The 15,486-nt window shown below is 67.8% G+C and carries 15 protein-coding genes; 10 read left to right on the top strand and 5 right to left on the bottom strand.

The features are described 5' to 3' along the window. Nucleotides 1-23 precede the first annotated feature (23 nt). From JAO81_RS03845 to JAO81_RS42165, 4 genes are all read left to right on the top strand, one after another. Complete coding sequence (locus JAO81_RS03845; RefSeq protein ID WP_199546310.1) at nt 24-293, top strand: hypothetical protein; 270 nt, start codon at nt 24-26, stop codon at nt 291-293. Between the two features lie 86 nt (nt 294-379). Beyond that, nucleotides 380-562: a hypothetical protein gene (locus tag JAO81_RS03840; RefSeq protein ID WP_199546309.1), complete on the top strand. Its 183-nt coding sequence runs from the start codon at nt 380-382 to the stop codon at nt 560-562. Then, complete coding sequence (locus JAO81_RS03835) at nt 562-1,332, top strand: hypothetical protein (protein ID WP_199546308.1); 771 nt, start codon at nt 562-564, stop codon at nt 1,330-1,332. The genes JAO81_RS03840 and JAO81_RS03835 overlap by 1 nt, the downstream gene beginning before the upstream one ends. 93 nt (nt 1,333-1,425) lie before the next feature. Continuing rightward, the gene (locus JAO81_RS42165; RefSeq protein WP_233414886.1) at nt 1,426-2,280 is read left to right on the top strand and encodes a hypothetical protein; all 855 of its coding nucleotides are present in this window, start codon (nt 1,426-1,428) and stop codon (nt 2,278-2,280) included. A gap of 37 nt (nt 2,281-2,317) precedes the next feature. Here JAO81_RS42165 and JAO81_RS03825 read toward each other — a convergent pair whose 3' ends face one another. After that, a complete protein-coding gene (locus JAO81_RS03825; RefSeq protein ID WP_233414885.1) occupies nt 2,318-3,529 on the bottom strand; it encodes a hypothetical protein in 1,212 nt (403 codons plus the stop codon). A gap of 496 nt (nt 3,530-4,025) precedes the next feature. Between JAO81_RS03825 and JAO81_RS03820 the strand changes: the two genes are divergently transcribed. Continuing rightward, a complete protein-coding gene (locus JAO81_RS03820; RefSeq protein ID WP_199546307.1) occupies nt 4,026-5,669 on the top strand; it encodes a hypothetical protein in 1,644 nt (547 codons plus the stop codon). A gap of 101 nt (nt 5,670-5,770) precedes the next feature. Here JAO81_RS03820 and JAO81_RS03815 read toward each other — a convergent pair whose 3' ends face one another. Next, nucleotides 5,771-6,172, bottom strand: coding sequence for a hypothetical protein (locus JAO81_RS03815; protein ID WP_199546306.1), 402 nt, complete (start codon nt 6,170-6,172; stop codon nt 5,771-5,773). Between the two features lie 73 nt (nt 6,173-6,245). On the opposite strand from JAO81_RS03815, the gene fxlM reads away from it, so the two are divergent. The 4 genes from fxlM (at nt 6,246) to JAO81_RS03795 (ending at nt 11,431) form a co-directional block, all read left to right on the top strand. Next, the gene (gene fxlM, locus JAO81_RS03810) at nt 6,246-7,475 is read left to right on the top strand and encodes a methyltransferase, FxLD system (protein WP_199546305.1); all 1,230 of its coding nucleotides are present in this window, start codon (nt 6,246-6,248) and stop codon (nt 7,473-7,475) included. Nucleotides 7,476-8,188: 713 nt separating this feature from the next. Further along, nucleotides 8,189-9,298: a bifunctional DNA primase/polymerase gene (locus JAO81_RS03805; RefSeq protein WP_199546304.1), complete on the top strand. Its 1,110-nt coding sequence runs from the start codon at nt 8,189-8,191 to the stop codon at nt 9,296-9,298. Beyond that, complete coding sequence (locus JAO81_RS03800) at nt 9,295-10,863, top strand: phage/plasmid primase, P4 family (RefSeq protein WP_199546303.1); 1,569 nt, start codon at nt 9,295-9,297, stop codon at nt 10,861-10,863. The genes JAO81_RS03805 and JAO81_RS03800 overlap by 4 nt, the downstream gene beginning before the upstream one ends. A 181-nt stretch (nt 10,864-11,044) precedes the next feature. Further along, nucleotides 11,045-11,431 (top strand): DUF6009 family protein, encoded by a 387-nt coding sequence (locus JAO81_RS03795; RefSeq protein WP_199546302.1) that lies wholly within the window; start codon nt 11,045-11,047, stop codon nt 11,429-11,431. A 172-nt stretch (nt 11,432-11,603) separates the two neighbouring features. On the opposite strand, the gene JAO81_RS03790 is transcribed toward JAO81_RS03795, so the two are convergent. Next, nucleotides 11,604-12,089, bottom strand: a complete 486-nt coding sequence (locus tag JAO81_RS03790) for a hypothetical protein (RefSeq protein ID WP_199546301.1) — start codon at nt 12,087-12,089, stop codon at nt 11,604-11,606. Nucleotides 12,090-12,132: 43 nt separating this feature from the next. Then, nucleotides 12,133-13,023, bottom strand: coding sequence for a hypothetical protein (locus JAO81_RS03785; RefSeq protein ID WP_199546300.1), 891 nt, complete (start codon nt 13,021-13,023; stop codon nt 12,133-12,135). 528 nt (nt 13,024-13,551) lie between these two features. Here JAO81_RS03785 and JAO81_RS03780 point away from each other — a divergent pair. Further along, the gene (locus tag JAO81_RS03780) at nt 13,552-14,409 is read left to right on the top strand and encodes a hypothetical protein (protein ID WP_199546299.1); all 858 of its coding nucleotides are present in this window, start codon (nt 13,552-13,554) and stop codon (nt 14,407-14,409) included. 54 nt (nt 14,410-14,463) lie between these two features. Here the strand turns inward: JAO81_RS03780 and JAO81_RS03775 are convergent, their stop codons facing one another. Continuing rightward, on the bottom strand, nt 14,464-14,913 hold the full coding sequence (locus JAO81_RS03775) for a hypothetical protein (protein ID WP_199546298.1): 450 nt from the start codon (nt 14,911-14,913) through the stop codon (nt 14,464-14,466). Nucleotides 14,914-15,486 lie beyond the last annotated feature (573 nt).

Below are 15,486 nucleotides of genomic sequence, written 5' to 3'. Positions count from 1 at the left end.
CCTCCGCCGAAGGAGAACGCACCATGCTGAGTCCTGATCTGCCGCCGGCCGAGGCCCCGATGAGCGTCGAGGCCCACTTGGCCCGCTGGCCGACCGGCGCATGGAAGACCGAACTCATCCGCGGCGTCATCTACGCATACGCCCGCGGCCAGTTCGACGAACGAGACATCGCGACGGCCGAGCGGGCGTTCCCGGGACGACGTGGCCTGATCAACGCCAACGGTGATCTGGAAGTACACCCAGCGGGCACCAGCCCGCTGGAGTCCATCCTCGACGGCGATCCCTCGGAGTGACCCCGCACGCCCTGCGCGCGCCGCAGAGTGATCCTGGCGCGAAACGCGCTCTGTCGCCCGGGCGCTGACCTTCCTACGCTCAGCGCATGGGGAAGAAGCAGCGTGGTCGTCGCCACCGGTCGCCGCAGAAACGCCCTGCCCGCCAGCACAGCGTGCCCGCACAGCGAAACCCCTCCCGGCACGAGGGTGCGTTGCCTCTGAAGGGCAACCTCGCGATGCAGGCCACCTTGCTGGAGCAGGCCCCGCCGGAGCAACCGTCGAGCTGTTGATGCCGCACCTGTGGGCCTCGATCGCGGAGGGCGTGGGTGCGCCGTCGAATATCTGCGTCGACGCGGCGCTGGCCCTCCGCCATGCGTACGGCCAGTACGGGATCCGCTCAGAGCTCCAGCCGGTCGACCTCAGCATCCGCAGCCAGCACGGCGATACCGAGGTGTTCCGGACCTCCGAGCAGTCCTGGAGCGAAGACGGCACCGTCTTCCACGGCCACTGCCTGCTCGTCCTGCCGGACTCCCAGCGCATGGTCGACGTGACCGTCGAACAGTTCGCGCAGATCGCGGCGCTCCAACAGGGACCGCTGGTCGGCCGGACCACGCACGCCAGCGAGGAGATCACGGCGGGTGAACTGCTGCCGCCGCGCACCCAGATGCTGCTCCAGCGTGGGGATCTTCTGCTGCGGTACACCGTGGTGGACGAGCCGCTCGCCTCGCTCCTGAACGACCACCAGCCGTACGTACGGCTTCATGTGGCCAAGCACCACAGCGCGGGCATCAACCTGGCCTCGCTGATGCTGCTCGCGCTCCGTGATCCTGAAGTCATCGGCCGCGCCCGCCAAGCCCCGTACCCGCGTCTGCGCGCGCTGCTCCGGGTCGTCGCGGACGCTGACCACCAGGCCGACGAACAACGCGACTTCCGCTTCCTCGCCCCTGACAGAGACGGTCAGGAACGTTGGCTCCGGCTGGACGAGATCCCACTGCCGCCCACCACCCCGGCCGCTTTCCCGAGAACCACCGGCATCGAAGGGACGCCCGCACGTCCTTGAAGGCACCGAAGCGCCACCATCGGACGGAGAGCCCCGACGCTGTGAGCGCGGCCCGTTCGTCGACGCGGCCTGTTGCCGGGGTACAAGTACCCCATGACGCGGTGGGCCGAGGTGGTGGAGCAGGCGCGACAGGTTGCCACGGGCTATGAGTCGCGAGTGACGCTGCGCCAGCTGTTCTACAGGTTGTGCTCGCTCGGGGTGATTCCGAACCGCCCGGCTGCGTACCGGAAGCTGTCGGCGAAGATCGCCGAGTCCGTACGGGCGGGTCGGGGGCCCGAGCTGGTCGACCTCACCCGGCAGATTCACGTACCTCGCTCGTGGCCGGACGCAGACGCCGCTCTCGCGGACCTGCCGAACCTGTTCCGCCTCGATCGCACCCGTGATCAGGCCTGTGCCGTGTACTTATGCGCCGAGAAAGACACTTTGCGCGCGCTGTTCGAGGAATGGGTAGGCGAACTCGGGATTCCTGTCCTGGTCTCACGGGGATACGGCAGCGAGAGCTACGCGCGCATGGTCCGCGATCGCGCCACGGCCGAGCAGCGGCCGAAGGTGCTGGCGTACGTCGGCGACGCGGACGCGAGCGGCGAGGACGTCATGCGCGACTGGATCACCAGGACCAACTGCTGGGACCACATCGAGCACATCGCGCTCACCGTCGACCAGGCCCGGCGCCTCGAATTGCCCGCGGCCGTGGGGAAGTCGAGCGATCCACGATGGCCGGCGTTCGCTGCTCGGCACGGGTTGGATCCGGGCCTTCCTGTCCAGTGGGAGGTCGAAGCGCTCGATCCCGCTGAGCTGCGTGACATCGTCTGGCAGATCCTCGATCGCTACACCGACCGCGACGTCCTGGCCGCCGTGCTCTCCGCCGAGGCCCGCGAGCGTCGGCAGCTCGAAGCTCTCTACCGAGCCTGGCGGCGCGCAGTCCATGGCGACGGCGATACAGTCTGAAGGTGTCGCGCGTACGAGACAGGGGGCAGGCGGAGCGTCAGTGGCGGAATCCCCGGTCCGGATCGCGTGCTCCGTCTGTTCGGAACGGCTCGAACCACTCGTCGGCGGCCAGGTTCACCATGCCCAAGGCCTGGTGGATGTCGCTGCCCTTGTCCTCGAGGCCGTCGAGCCTGGCGTCGAAGAGCATCAGCACGTCGTGGTCTTCGAAGAGGTCGTCGGAGCAGCCCTCCCAGTCGTAGTCGGCATGGCTGGCGGGCAGTGCGGCGACCAGATCACGCACGGCGTTGGGACGGTTCGTCGTGATCGACCGAGCACGGTGGATCATGAGGTGCAGGGCCATCTCCTCAGCCGTGCAGCGGGGTTCCAGACCGTTCTGGTGTGCATCACGCAGGTCGTTGGTCAGATCGTCGAAGGCTCTGGCCATTCTCCTGCGCCACTGCCGGTCCCGGCGCAGGGTGATGGCCGGGAGCTGGCCGAACACGCCTCCGGCGCCTCGTGTCAGGGGTTCGTCGCCGAGCGCGGTGACCTCCTGCCAGGCCAGAGTGGACAGTTCCTCGCCGGCGAGGCCCAGCACGGCGATCGTGCGGGGCGTCAGCACGCCTTCGTCCTCGTCGTCTGGCCATGCGTCCTCCTCGTCGTCGAGGTGCCAGTTGGGGTGCTGGACGCGGGTTGCGAACCGTTGGCGGGCGTGGGCTGCGGCGCGCTCGGGTGCTGCCAGGCACGTGTCGATGATCTGCAGTTCGTCACAAACGGCTTCGGCGGCAAGGTCGGTGCCGGCTTGGGCGAGGAGGGTCGTGCCCGCGTCTGCGGTTGGTGTCGCGCGGGGCAGGACGACGGCATAGAAGTTGTCGGTCAGACGGTCGATGACGTCAGCGACGACGGTGGTGATCACCATCTGGTCGTCGAACGGGGCTTGTACGGTCAGGCCTTCGACGATCAGAAAGCTGCCGGGCTGCTCGACAGCCTCTTCCAGTTCGGCCGAGATGTCGCCATCCAGGGTGAGGAACCGCGTGGCCGCGATCGCACAGAGCCCGCCGTGGTCAGCCATCCGCTCGGCCAGGTTATCGGTGTTGTCGTAGAGGCAACGTGCTGCGCGCAGGCTGCCCACCTCGCGGTCGCCGTCCAAGATGCGGATGTGCCATTCCTGAAGGCCTCGGTCGAAGTCGGCCAGACCATGGTGGTGACGGAGCTCGGTCCTCAGATTTCCGAGGTCGGTGGCTGTCTCGGCAGGCACCATGGTGGCGGTCATCATCTCTCCTGTCGGCCGGGCATCGCGCGTCCTCCACGGTCGCGGGCGATATGCCCACTACTTCCCAACCGCGGGCCGCAGCAGACCGGTTCGCCCTGGACAGGCCGGGCGCGCGCAGCCTCACCATGCTGGCAGCCTTCGGCGCCCGAGTGCGGCTGAACGCCGGGCAAGGGGAGGGTGGGGCGAGCGGGAGGACACCGGCGCGGTCGCAAGCGGCTCGAAGTACGTCTGTTCCGTGCGCCGTTCGGTCATGTCCGGTCGCGCATCAAGGTGGTCTTGTGCCGTTCGTCGACTCCCTGCGACGATGCGTGCTGGCCGCGCCCTCGGTGCGCGTTCCCGCCGGTCATCCCCACCGTTGACCGTCCCGGGTGAACTGAGCCCACGCTCGAACCGGCACAACCACAATGATCGACATGGTGATGGCGTCCTGACTGACGGCTTGGCGACGCACTGAGGTGGGGCGGTGCGCGCGCGAAGCCCGGTTCAAGGAGCCCTCATGTCCGACACCGAACCCTCTGGCGACCGCCGACGTTCCCAGCGCATCCAGACCACGCGCCTGGCCCGACTCCTGGATGCCGAGACCCAGATCGGCTACCAGAACGCACACCAGCAGGTCATCCGCGCGAGCGAGGCCGGGACTCTGCCCAAGCGCCTCGACCACCATGGCCTCGACCTGGCTCTCCGGTCCCTCCTCGAGCAGGACTGCGTCATGTGGAGTCCGCTCTCCTTCGGTCACCTCTGGCCGTCCCCATACGACTCGTTGACGGACAGTCTGCCCGGAGGTCGCGGAAAGCTGGCTCTCGCAGCCGCCGAGCGTGCCTGCCGGGCCGGCACCAGCGAAGCCGTACCCGGCAGCACATTCGACCCCCACGACGTCCTCGACGACTGGGATGACGCGGGACACGAAGACGAAGGCGCGTACGACGACGATGATGAGGAGAATCTGGACGACGGTGCCTTTGCCGACGCTTCCAGCGCTGCCGCTCCGGAAGCAGGCGAGGAAGAGCTTGGCATCGTCCCTGGTCCGCGCAAGGACGCAGAAATCGCGGAGCGATGGTGGTTGGAGCGGCTGGCCGAAGACGGGATCCTGCCGGCCTACTGCATACCCAACCCGTATCCAGGCCAGATTGAGGTGCCCCTGGATGCCGCTCTCGACGAACGAGCGGCCAGCGCCGACCCTGATGCCTACGAGAGCGAACTGCGCCGCATCGTCGACGCTGAGCCCCGCGACATCGACGCCTATGCCCACCTCGGCAGCCTCGCCCTGCAGCGCCACGACGGCGAGTTCGGCGACCTCATCAGCTTCGTCGGCCCCACCACCGCCGAGCGCCGCCGTCATCTGAAGGACGCGCTGGCCTGGTACGAGGCAGCCGTCGCTGTTGGTGAACTGGCCCTCCCGATGGGCTTCCGCGGCCGACTGCCCTGGTCGGAACTGGAGAACCGGCCCTTCCTGCGCGCACTGCACGGGTTGGCGCTGACGATGTGGCGGCTAGGCCGGTTCAACTCTGCTGAGAAGGTCCTGGTCAACCTCCTCTACCTCAACCCCCGAGACAATCAGGGCGCATGCGAGGTACTGCGCGAGGTGCGTGGGCACCGGCGGTGGCATCCAGGCGTGACCGAGGACGACGACCAGCGCCTTCGCAACGAGATCCTGCTGATCGCCCGGCGCCCCGTCCATGCCCGGCCTGGCAGCTTGCGCACCCTGCTGATGCCGGACGCCGACCCCACCGCGGCCACCGTCGCCCACTGTGTCCGCCGAGCTGCTGCGGAAGCCCTGAACGCCACATGGGACGGCCGCTCCGCGCACATCGTCGTCGGCCATCCCCACCACGGCATCAAGGTCACCGTCGTGGCCCGCCACCAACGCGGACACAGCCTCACACCGGACGAATACTGGTGGGACGCCCACTCCGCCGACCACGAGATGGACGGGCCCGTCCTCCTGGCCCTCGTCGCCGACCGCGGTTACATCGCCGTAGCCCAACTGCTCCGCGCCGACCAACTCGCCGTCTACCGTGCCGCGGACCTCCCGCGCCGAGACCGCACGGCCTTCACCACCACCTTCATCCACGCAGACGTACGCCACGGCACGGATCTCTCGTCACACGTGAACAACGCCCTCGACGTACTTCGGGTGTGACCCCGGCAAGGGGCCGCGGGCGGATGTTGGCGCGTTCGTGTCGTCAGAACTGCCGAATCTGGCGACACGAACGACCCATCCCGCGAATCGTCCGCAACGGCTCAATGCGAATGGGGCCGAGCCTTCCACTCCTTGGCGAGTCGCTGCTTCCAGCCCTTGGGCGCTGGCCAGGGCACGCCCCAGGCCGCGAGCTGAGCCTTCGTCCAGGCGCCGGCCGGAGTCTTCGCGGCCTCCACCTCGTCCGGCGACGGCAGCACGCGTTTGGAGGCAGCTTCCTCTGCGATGTCGAAGCCGGCGAACAGGGCGTCGGCGTCTGGGAAGACCGTTCCCTGGCCGGTGGCGATCTCACGGTCTGCTTTGGCCTCGCCGGTCCGCCACTGCGGCGTGGACGTCATGCCGTCGTACGGCCGGGCCGCGAGCTCCATGAGGTGATCGCGTGCCGCTTCGAGCTGCTCGTCCGGCAACTCGTCGATCAGCGCATACAGGTCGTTGCGTGTGGTCACGCAGGCAGCGTAGGCCCCCCCCACGCGCCCACCTGGGGGCGGATTGTCAGTGCCTGGTGTGAGACTGCCGCCCATGACCGGGACGACCAACTCGCCGTTCAACGCCGAGTTCCACCAGGCCCTGATGGTGACCACGCTCAGCCAGCAGCAGGTGATCCGCTCACCGGCCGTGGAGGCGGCGCTCGGTCACGTTCCGCGCCATCGGTTCGTGCCGGAAGCCCCACTCGATGTGGCGTACGACGCGTACGAAGCGGTCGTCATCAAGACGGGTCCGGACGGAAGCGCACTCAGCTCTGCGTCCGCACCCGCAGTCGTCGCGGCGATGCTCGAGCAACTCCAAGCACAGCGTGGCGATCGGGTCCTGGAGGTCGGGGCCGGCACCGGCTACAACGCCGCCGTCCTTGCCGAGCTCGTCGGCCCTACTGGCCAGGTCGTCACCATCGAGTACGACCTGGAGGTCGCCGAGCGCGCCCGACAGGCGCTCGCGGCCGCGGGCATCAACAACGTCACGGTGCTCCATGGCGACGGCGAGTTCGGGCACGCGGCCGCCGCCCCGTACGACCGGATCATCGTGACAGCTGGCGCCTGGGACGTGGCCGGCGCGTGGGTCGAGCAACTCGCCCCGCACGGGCGGCTCGTGGTGCCACTACGCCTTCCGTGGCCCATGTCCGTCGCCCTGGAACGCACGCCGGACGGCACGTTGGCCAGCCTGTCCACGGAAACCTGCGGGTTCATCCCCGTCGAGGGGGCCGGCCACCGGGCCAGCCGCACCGTGACGATCGGCGAGGACGCCATCGTGATCCGCGTCGACGACGATCGGCCTATCGACTCAGCCCTGCCCGAGGCCCTCGATCACCCGGCCTATGAGGTGTGGACCGGGGTCGAGGTCGGCGACGGCCCGTCGTACGACAGCCTGTTCCTGTTCTTGACCACGGTGGAGAGCGGGTTCACGAAGTACACCGCGGCCGCCACAGCGATCGAGGCCCGCCGCGTGTACCCCTTGATGGGCTGGGGAGGTCCAGGCGTCCACGACGGCGCAACCTTCGCGTACCTCACCAACCGGCGTACGCGCCGCCTCGACGGTCCGCGCTTCGAGCTCGGCGTCATCGCACACGGGCCTGCCGCAGCCGAGCTCGCCGATCGACTCCGTGGGCACCTGCAGACCTGGAACACCACGTACAGAAGTGCCACGCGCCCTCGGATCACGGTCCTCCCCGAGGGGGCGGAGGGCGACCATGTGGCCGGCCAGTTCCTCATCGACAAGCTCTGCACCCGATGGGCGATCACGTTCTCTCGGCCTTAGGCAAGATCAACCCGGCCTTAATTGGGGACGAACCGCTGTACCTCTCTGGCCACGTCAGCTGTCCGCTGGCATCGCATCGCTGGTACAGCACCGCAGGCCACTGTGGGACGGCCCGGTCGAGGCCTTCCGGGTTGTTCTGCTCCTCCAGAACAACCCGGCTTACCTGGTGCTACCGGCCGCTCCCCCCTGCTGCGCCCTGCCCTGGAGGGGGACTGAAGCCCGCAGGGCTGTCGGTCCCTCGGTCCAGGACAAGAACGTGCAGCTCAGACGCCTCCGGCCTCGCCTGGGAGGGACTGAAGGGACTCAACTTCCCAGTTATGTCCTGCATTCGCTTGTAGAGCCGTATACGTGCGCCTGCATGCACACACACGCGATGGTCATAACTCGAAAACTCAGTCCCTTCAGTCCCTGCTCTCAGCCCTTTTCCGCCTGTGACCTGCTGCTTTTTCAGGGACTCAAGGGCAGGGACCAAGGGGAGTCCGCGTCCAACAGCGCGCGGCCGCGAGTCCGCGCCGGGCAGGAGCCGCCAACTCCCCGCGCAGGGACCCAAGGGACTGACAATCTGACACGCGGCGCGATGAGCCAGGTTGAGGGAACTCTGTGCGCTACCCTCTGAACCTCATGTGCGGACTTTGGTCCCTTCAGTCCCTCAAGGGTCGAGTGCGGGCCGCTGACCAGGGTGTTTTTGCTGAGGGACTGAAGCGGCGCCGACGATGGCTTCGACGAGGAAACGACGGGAATGCGACGGCGTGGCACGCCAGAGTGACGAGCAGGCCTCCCTCCCTTCAGGGACTGTGGCTTCGCGGGACGTGGCCCGGTGGTGTGCCGTACGCGGCTGGCCCGTCCACCCACTTGCTGCCGGCCGTAAGACTCCTGCCGCCAACTGCGACTCCTGCCGTGGCAGCCAGCATCCGCCCCAGAAATGCCCCTGCCACGAGCAAGGCCGGTGGTGCCACGGATTTCACGCGGCCACCACCAACCAGGAACGCATCAACGAGTGGTGGGGTGCCCACCCGGCTTTCGGAGTCGGTGTTTCCTGCGGCCCAGCCAACTTGGTCGTCATCGATGTCGACGCGCACGCCTCGCAGGTCCCAGCGCGCGGGCTGTTGCTGCCCGGAATTGACATCCACCCCGACGTGAACCTGGACGGCCTCACCTCGGGCTTCGACACCCTCGGTCTCCTGGCCGCGCTGCGTCGTCAACCCAACCCGGTTGACGACGAGACGACCTTGCGCGTGCGCACGCCCTCAGGAGGCCTTCACATCTGGTACTCCAACCCCGACCCCCAGGTGCGATACCGGCTCTCCACCGGATCCGGCACCAAGGCTGCGCTGGCCTGGCAGGTCGACATCCGGGCCGACGGCGGATACATCGTGGCGCCCTCCACCCGAACCGGCAGCGGCATCTACGAGCCCGTCGGGTCTACGCGCCGGCCCGCGCCCCTGCCGGAGTGGCTGGCGCACGACCTGCGCCGCACCGGGCACACGCCCACTGCCCAGCCGAAGACGGAGCTCCCTCGGCCGCGGTTGGCCCGCCGCCGCCCCGCGGCCGCCGGCCGGCTCCTGAACTCGCTGCTGGAGACCCTGGCCGCCTGTGAAGTGGTGCCAGAAGGTGCCGGATTCAGCGAGAAGCTCAACCGCGCCGCCTACACGGCTGGCGGCTTGGTCGCTGGTGGCCACCTCACCCACGCCGAAGCCCGGAGCCTGCTGCTGGACATCGCGCACCGCGCTCGACCACACCAGTACGACCGCAACATCAGCATCACCGAGGCGGGACTTGCCGCAGGAGCCCAACGCCCTCTCCACCCCCAAGGACGCCCATGACAAGCGCGGAGAGCACAGGGACCTCACGATTCGACCCCACTGCAGCCGCACAGCAAATGTTCGATCTCGCGGCCGCTGGGGCCCTTTCTGGGCTGCCCACCCAGGCCCCCCAGGAAGGGCCCCAGCCCACCGGCATCCTGCCCGACACACTCACCGACCGGGGCAACGCCAAGCTGTTTGCCCAGATGTTCGGCGACCGCTTCCGGCACGTCGAAGACCTCGGCTGGTACATGTGGGACGAATACCGATGGCGGCGCGACGGCGCGGAGAAGGCCGCCATCTGGGCGGTCGGCGACATGGCCGAGCAGATGCCCGAGTTTGACCCGCGCGGCATCAGCAGTGTGACCGCAGTACAAATGCATCGTCGCCGCAGCATGTCGACGGCCGGGGTCAAAGCCCTCCTGCACCAGGCGCAGGCGTCCCCGGCACTGTCCTTCCGCGCCGACGAGCTCGACCATGACGACAACGCCCTGTGCACCCCGGGCGGGGTCGTCAACCTCCGCACCGGTGAGCTGCACAAGCCCGACCCGTTCAAGAGCATGCACTCCCGGGCCACCACGGTCGCCCCCGAAGCGCAGCCCACCCCGCGCTTCGACCGATTCATGACCGACACCTTCGGCAACGACACCGAAGGCGCCGAAATGATCAACTTCCTCCATCTGCTGCTCGGCTACTCCATCACCGGCCAAGTCGGCGGCCAGGTCATGCCGTTCCTCTTCGGATCCGGAAAGAACGGCAAGAGCGTTCTGCTCGACATGCTGATGAAACTCCTCGGCGACTACGCAGATGCCGCACCGGCCGGTTTCCTCATGGCCCGTCCCTTTGAAGGCCACCCCACCGACCTGGCCGAACTCCACGGCCGGCGCGTGGTGGTCTGCAGCGAGATCAAGCCCGGTGACTCCTTCGACGAGGCCCGCGTCAAGCTCCTGACCGGCGGGGACCGCATCAAGGCGCGAAGAATGCGGCAGGACTTCTTCTCCTTCGAGCCCACTCACAAACTCTGGCTCCTGGGCAACCACCGCCCCGAAGTCGGTGCCGGCGGATTCGCCTTCTGGCGCCGCATGCGCCTGATCCCCTTCGAGCGCGTCGTCTCGGACAAGCACCGCGTCGACGACCTGGCTGACGTCCTCGTCACCGAAGAAGGCCCCGGGATCCTCAACTGGCTCATCGAAGGCGCACGCCGCTACCTCAACGGTGAGAAGGACCTCAACGGCCCCGAACGCGTACGGCTCGCCACACAGGCCTACGAGAGCACCGAAGACCACATCGGCCGGTTCCTCGCCGAGTGCTGCATGCGCGCGGGAACCCAGGCCGGCAGCACCGACCTCAAGGTGGAGCAGGGCCTGCTCCACCGCACCTACGTGAAGTGGTGCGGTGCCGAAGAACGCCCCGCCTCCTCACGCGCCTTCGCCGCCCGCGTCCGCCAGGAGCTGGGACTCGGCTCGCCGAAGGACATGAGCCGGGCCAACGGAGCCAAGTACTACCCCGGACTAGCCCTCGTCGACGAAGCGGAGCAAGAGCAGTCCGCTGTTCCCGCCGCGCGTACGGGAGGCTCCAGCCGATGACGAGCCACCGCTCCCCGAGGCCACTTGAGCTCGGGCCGTACGATGAACAACGAGTCTGGCGGCTCTCGCGACCGCACAGCGTCGAGACCCAGACCGAACGGCCGCCACACCAGGCGGCCAGCGGCGCACCACACACCGCACCCGGCCGTACACGGGCCACCGAGATCCTGGAGGGGCAGTCATGAGTTCGCTGCTGGACGCAAGCCAACTTGTGGACGAAGAAGCCGTCGTATGGCTCGAGCCCATCGAGAACCTCGACTACGTACGCCAGACCCTCGACAAAACGAAGAACGGCCGCGGCCGCCCCGCCTACTTCGGCGAAGGCCGTCTCGTCGGATACGTCGACCTGATCAAGAACAGCGAAAGCAAGACCCAGAGCGGACTCTTCAGGCGCCGCAAGTTCTACCTCCTCCCGCACGACCGCCCCAACCGCCCAGGCGGCCGATACGCCAAGGGCGCTCCCGGCGAGGCAGTCGACCCACGCACGGTTGAGCCGGGCAAGGTGGGAGTGAAGACGCAGCGTGTCCTCGGTGAGGCGCCCTCCCAGATAGTTCCAGCGGGCTCCTGACGAGCATCGCGCACGCCTCAACCCGAAAGTTCAGTCCCTTCAGCCCCTGAGTTACTCACGACAGCCCGCTGACCTGCCCGTTTCCGGAAGGGACTGAACTGGGCAGCTGCAGCGCCGGCCGCCGTACCGTTTTCTCCGCTGCGGCCGTGGCACAGCGAGGTAGCTCTGCAGGCTAGTTGTCGTCCTCGTCGATGAGGAAACCGCGCATGGGCGACGGTGCCTTCCGTAGCGGCGCCATGCGATCGGTTGAGTCGGCGGGCAGGTCGAATCCGGGCTGCCCTGAGCTCTTGGCGGAGTCCGTCGCGGAGATTTCCAGTGTGTCTCCGGCGTCGTGCACGATGGAGCCGGCGTGCACGAGCAGGGACCGCAGCGTGGCGTGCATGACATGGCGGGTGTGGGCGTGCTGGCGGCTGGCGGGTCCGTCACCGTTCCCCTCGACTTGCTCGGCCGCGCCCTTGGACCGCAGTTCTACCGAGACCAGCCACTCCACGACGGCCTGGTCCCCCAAGCCTGCTACCAGCACGCCTGTTGCGACGGTGCGGTCGCCCGTACGGGCGATGGGCAGGCCGGCCTCATCGAGCACGGTGTGCAGCTGGCGGATGAGCCGGCCCGCGGGCTCAGGGTCAGGTCCGGTCGCGATCGCAGTCAGGGTTGCCATGGCCGCAGAGCCTAGCCGTCCACTGGACGAGCGAGCGCCCCGATCAGTAGCGGCGGTGGCGCAGCGCGAGAACGGCGCCGTCGAGGACGATGTCCCAACCGCGCCGTGCATCGACGGCCTTAGCGCCAACGATCCCGGCCTTCGGGTCGGTCAGCGCGGCCGCGACGTCCGCGCCGCTGGGATAGTCGCAGGACCACTCAAGCATCCAGCGCTCTCCATGGCCCCAGAGTCGGTGCGAGGACAAGCTGGCCTGCGGCAGCGGCCGGTCCAGGGGGTGGGTATCCCAGTTCGCCAGGGACCAACGCCCCGCCGGATCGCGCAGGCTGAAGCGCACGAGCAGGCCGGCGAGCAGTACCTCCGCGGCGTCGGTCATCGGCGGCACTTCGCCGAGTGCGGCCTGCTCGTCGCTGGTCACGTCCACATCGGTGCGCCAAAGGCGATTGCGCTTGAGGCCGGTGACGCTGGCGGGATCGGGGCGGGTGGTGGGTTCATCGGTTACGGACAGGCTCGCGCCGGTGGGGAGATGACGCAGGAGATACGTGCCACCGACCTGCTGCTCGAGGCGCAGTCCGGGCAGCCGGTGCACCTGGCTGCGCGGGTGATTTGGGACGAGGTGCCGGACCGAGTTGTACGACATGCAGACGACGATGGCCAGGTGGTCGGGGCGAGGCGAGAACACGGGCTCCTTTGCGATGAGCCCCGTCAGCGCCCACTCTCCAACCTCGACAGCGCCCAGCTGGCCGTCGTTGAGGAGACCGAGCGCGAGCAGCGCCCGCAGCCGCCGCTGAGGCGCGTCGCAGATGTCAAGCCCGAAGGCGGAGTGATCCAGCGGCGCGCCGAGCTGAGCAGCGCGCGGGTCCTCACCGGTGAACTGGTGCCGGTCGGAGCGCAGTTGGGCAAGTGCTGCCGCATACGTCAAGTCGGTCTGTGCCATGACGGCGCGGGCTTCGCTCTTCCGGGCGTGGTGGGCGTGCATTGCTCGTGTCCTGATCCGGCGGTCGGTGCCCGTGACCACGTCCGCCTGACAGCGCGAGCATGGGAAAGGAAGAGAGGGAGGACGCTGCGGAGCCGCTTTCACCCGTGGACACCGCTGCTGGTCACGGGCCAGAAGCAGCTGAGAGCGAGGCCGTCACACCGGCCACAACGACACACTCCACCATATTCAGGTCCACGGTCCCGACCGCCACGCCGATGCTCATCGGCTTAACCGCCCGCTCCTTACTCCCGCAGCCGCACAGAACGTGGCGTACGGGGCGTTGTGCTGCACATCATGACGAATGCGTCGTAGTGTTTCCGCTCGACGCAGCCGCGGAGGCCGGCTGCCGGTCGAGGGCCCGCCCCGGACGGGCCCGCTCGGGCCAAAGGGTGCGGATGCCCAGTCTCCTCGCGACACCGATCACATTGACGTTGGCATTCCCCTTGCGCTGGGCCGGGCAGCGAGCATCAACAAGGAGAATCTGCCATGCCTCACGTCCGTGACAAGGACCGGCGCTCTGCCTGCCGCAAGCTCCTCGGCCTGACCCACCAGGACCTGACCGCGGTCCTGGACCAGACCGGCCGCATCAATCTGGACACCCCACACGAAGGCCAACAGGCCTTCCAAGCGATGCTGCACACCTGCCTGTTCAGCCGTCATCGCGAGCACCCCATCGACCGCATGGAAGGACGGAGCTTTCCTGAACTGCTGCTCTACTTCGACGGCCTTCTGCCCCGCCGAGACCGTCTCGTCCTCCGGCTGAGCTGCGCCGCCCGGATCGCTCGCTTCCTGCTGCCCACCCAGCGCACCGACGTCGACGGCCAGGTCGAACTCACCGGCCTGCCCGGCCTACGGCTGGAGTCGATCAGCACGCGCAGCCTCGTACTGCGCCACGTGCCCACCGGTTCCTGCCTCGAACTTCTCGACAGAGATCGTCAGCTGGGTGCTTGGGACCTTCACCTGCTGGACAAGCCGTTCGACCGGGAACTCCTCAAGAACGCTCCGCTGCTCACACCCGTGGAGATGGGCCTCACGCACTATTGGGCCGCCACCTCCTGCACGCCCCTGCGAAGCGCCCTGCTGACGCGGTCCTACCTGTGGTGGGACTGCTGGAACCACGAAGGCATCACTACCCCGGCCCACCGGCCCGACGCCCGGTACTGCGTGCGCTGGGCCAAAGGCCGCACCACCGACGAGATCGGCAAGCTACTCACGGACTCGGCCGTCGCCATCCCAGGCGCCACCTACACCCCGCCAAGCAGCAGGAGTGACCGTGGAGTCCTCCGACTTGGCGCCGGCCTGGTCGAGCTCGACGGGCCCAGAACGCCCTCCACGAACGAATAGCCGCTAGGCCGGACGGGACCCCCAGAAGCTACGCGCCTTCGGAACGGGGGTCGTTCAATGGTCGTGCGGGTCCATTCCGCTGGCTCGGGCGATGCCCTTCACCTTGCGATGGAGGGCATCCCGTTTGGCGAGCGTTTGATGAACGCCCTCCTGGATTTCCCGCAGGCGCTGGGGATCGTCGGCAGCTTCGGCGTCCACGAGGGCGAAGCCGACCGCCCCGTCAGGGCCCGGCATCTCAACGACCCGATGGTCCGCGTTCCCGGTCAGCATGATCCCCATGATCGCAACGAACTCCTGATGCATCTCGGGTGTGAAGTCCCGATCATCGTCAGGGATGGAGAAGGAGCCTTCCCCACCTGCGGCCAACACGTGAGCCAGTCCGTGCACAGCGTGGGCCAGAGCGTCGAACTGATCCGGGTCCATTCGGGCCTGGAGCGTGGCCATGTACAGGTTGATCAGGCCGAGCCGGTCGTCGTCCTCTTGCTCAGGATCTGCCTCGTTCATCCCTCAAGCGTCCTGCGACACTGAAGGTGAGTCCAGCCTCAGAACCGATGCGAACAAAGAACGGGGAAAGCCGCTCCGGGCTGTGGGCGTGGGTGTTGCTGGGTGGGGGTGGTGCGGGTTCTGTGGGTGTTTGCGCGTCGGCTGGCCTCCGCGCTGCCCGTACGGCCCTTGTAGGGCTCGTAGGGGCCCGGGTGGGAGGCCGGAGGCCGTACACCCACCCCGTAGCCGGTACGGCGCTCGGTGAGGCCCGGAGGGCCGAACCCTCTCCGCCCGGGTTCAACTGGACCCCGGAGGGGACCTGTTGAACCCGCGTATTCCGTGGTGTACTTTCTTCCACGGAATACAAGCACCCCAACTCCCGTACCCTTAACGGGAATTCGGAGAATTCCAGAGAATAGGCCGAAATATTGAGGCCGGCCTCAGCCCAAAGGGAAATGACAAACCGTCAACTAAATCCCCAACACCCAAACCAAACAACGCATTTCGTGCCGGAGGCACGCAGTTTATGAAAAGCCCGGAGGGCCTTTTCATAAACCCCCGCCGAAGGCGGGCAATTCGCGCGAAGACGGGTCG

The sequence above is a fragment of the Streptomyces sp. N35 genome, assembly GCF_016464295.1.
Taxonomy (GTDB): Bacteria; Actinomycetota; Actinomycetes; order Streptomycetales; family Streptomycetaceae; genus Streptomyces.
The sequence above is the reverse complement of the archived record's forward strand: the minus strand, read 5'-3'. Positions and strand labels throughout refer to the sequence as shown.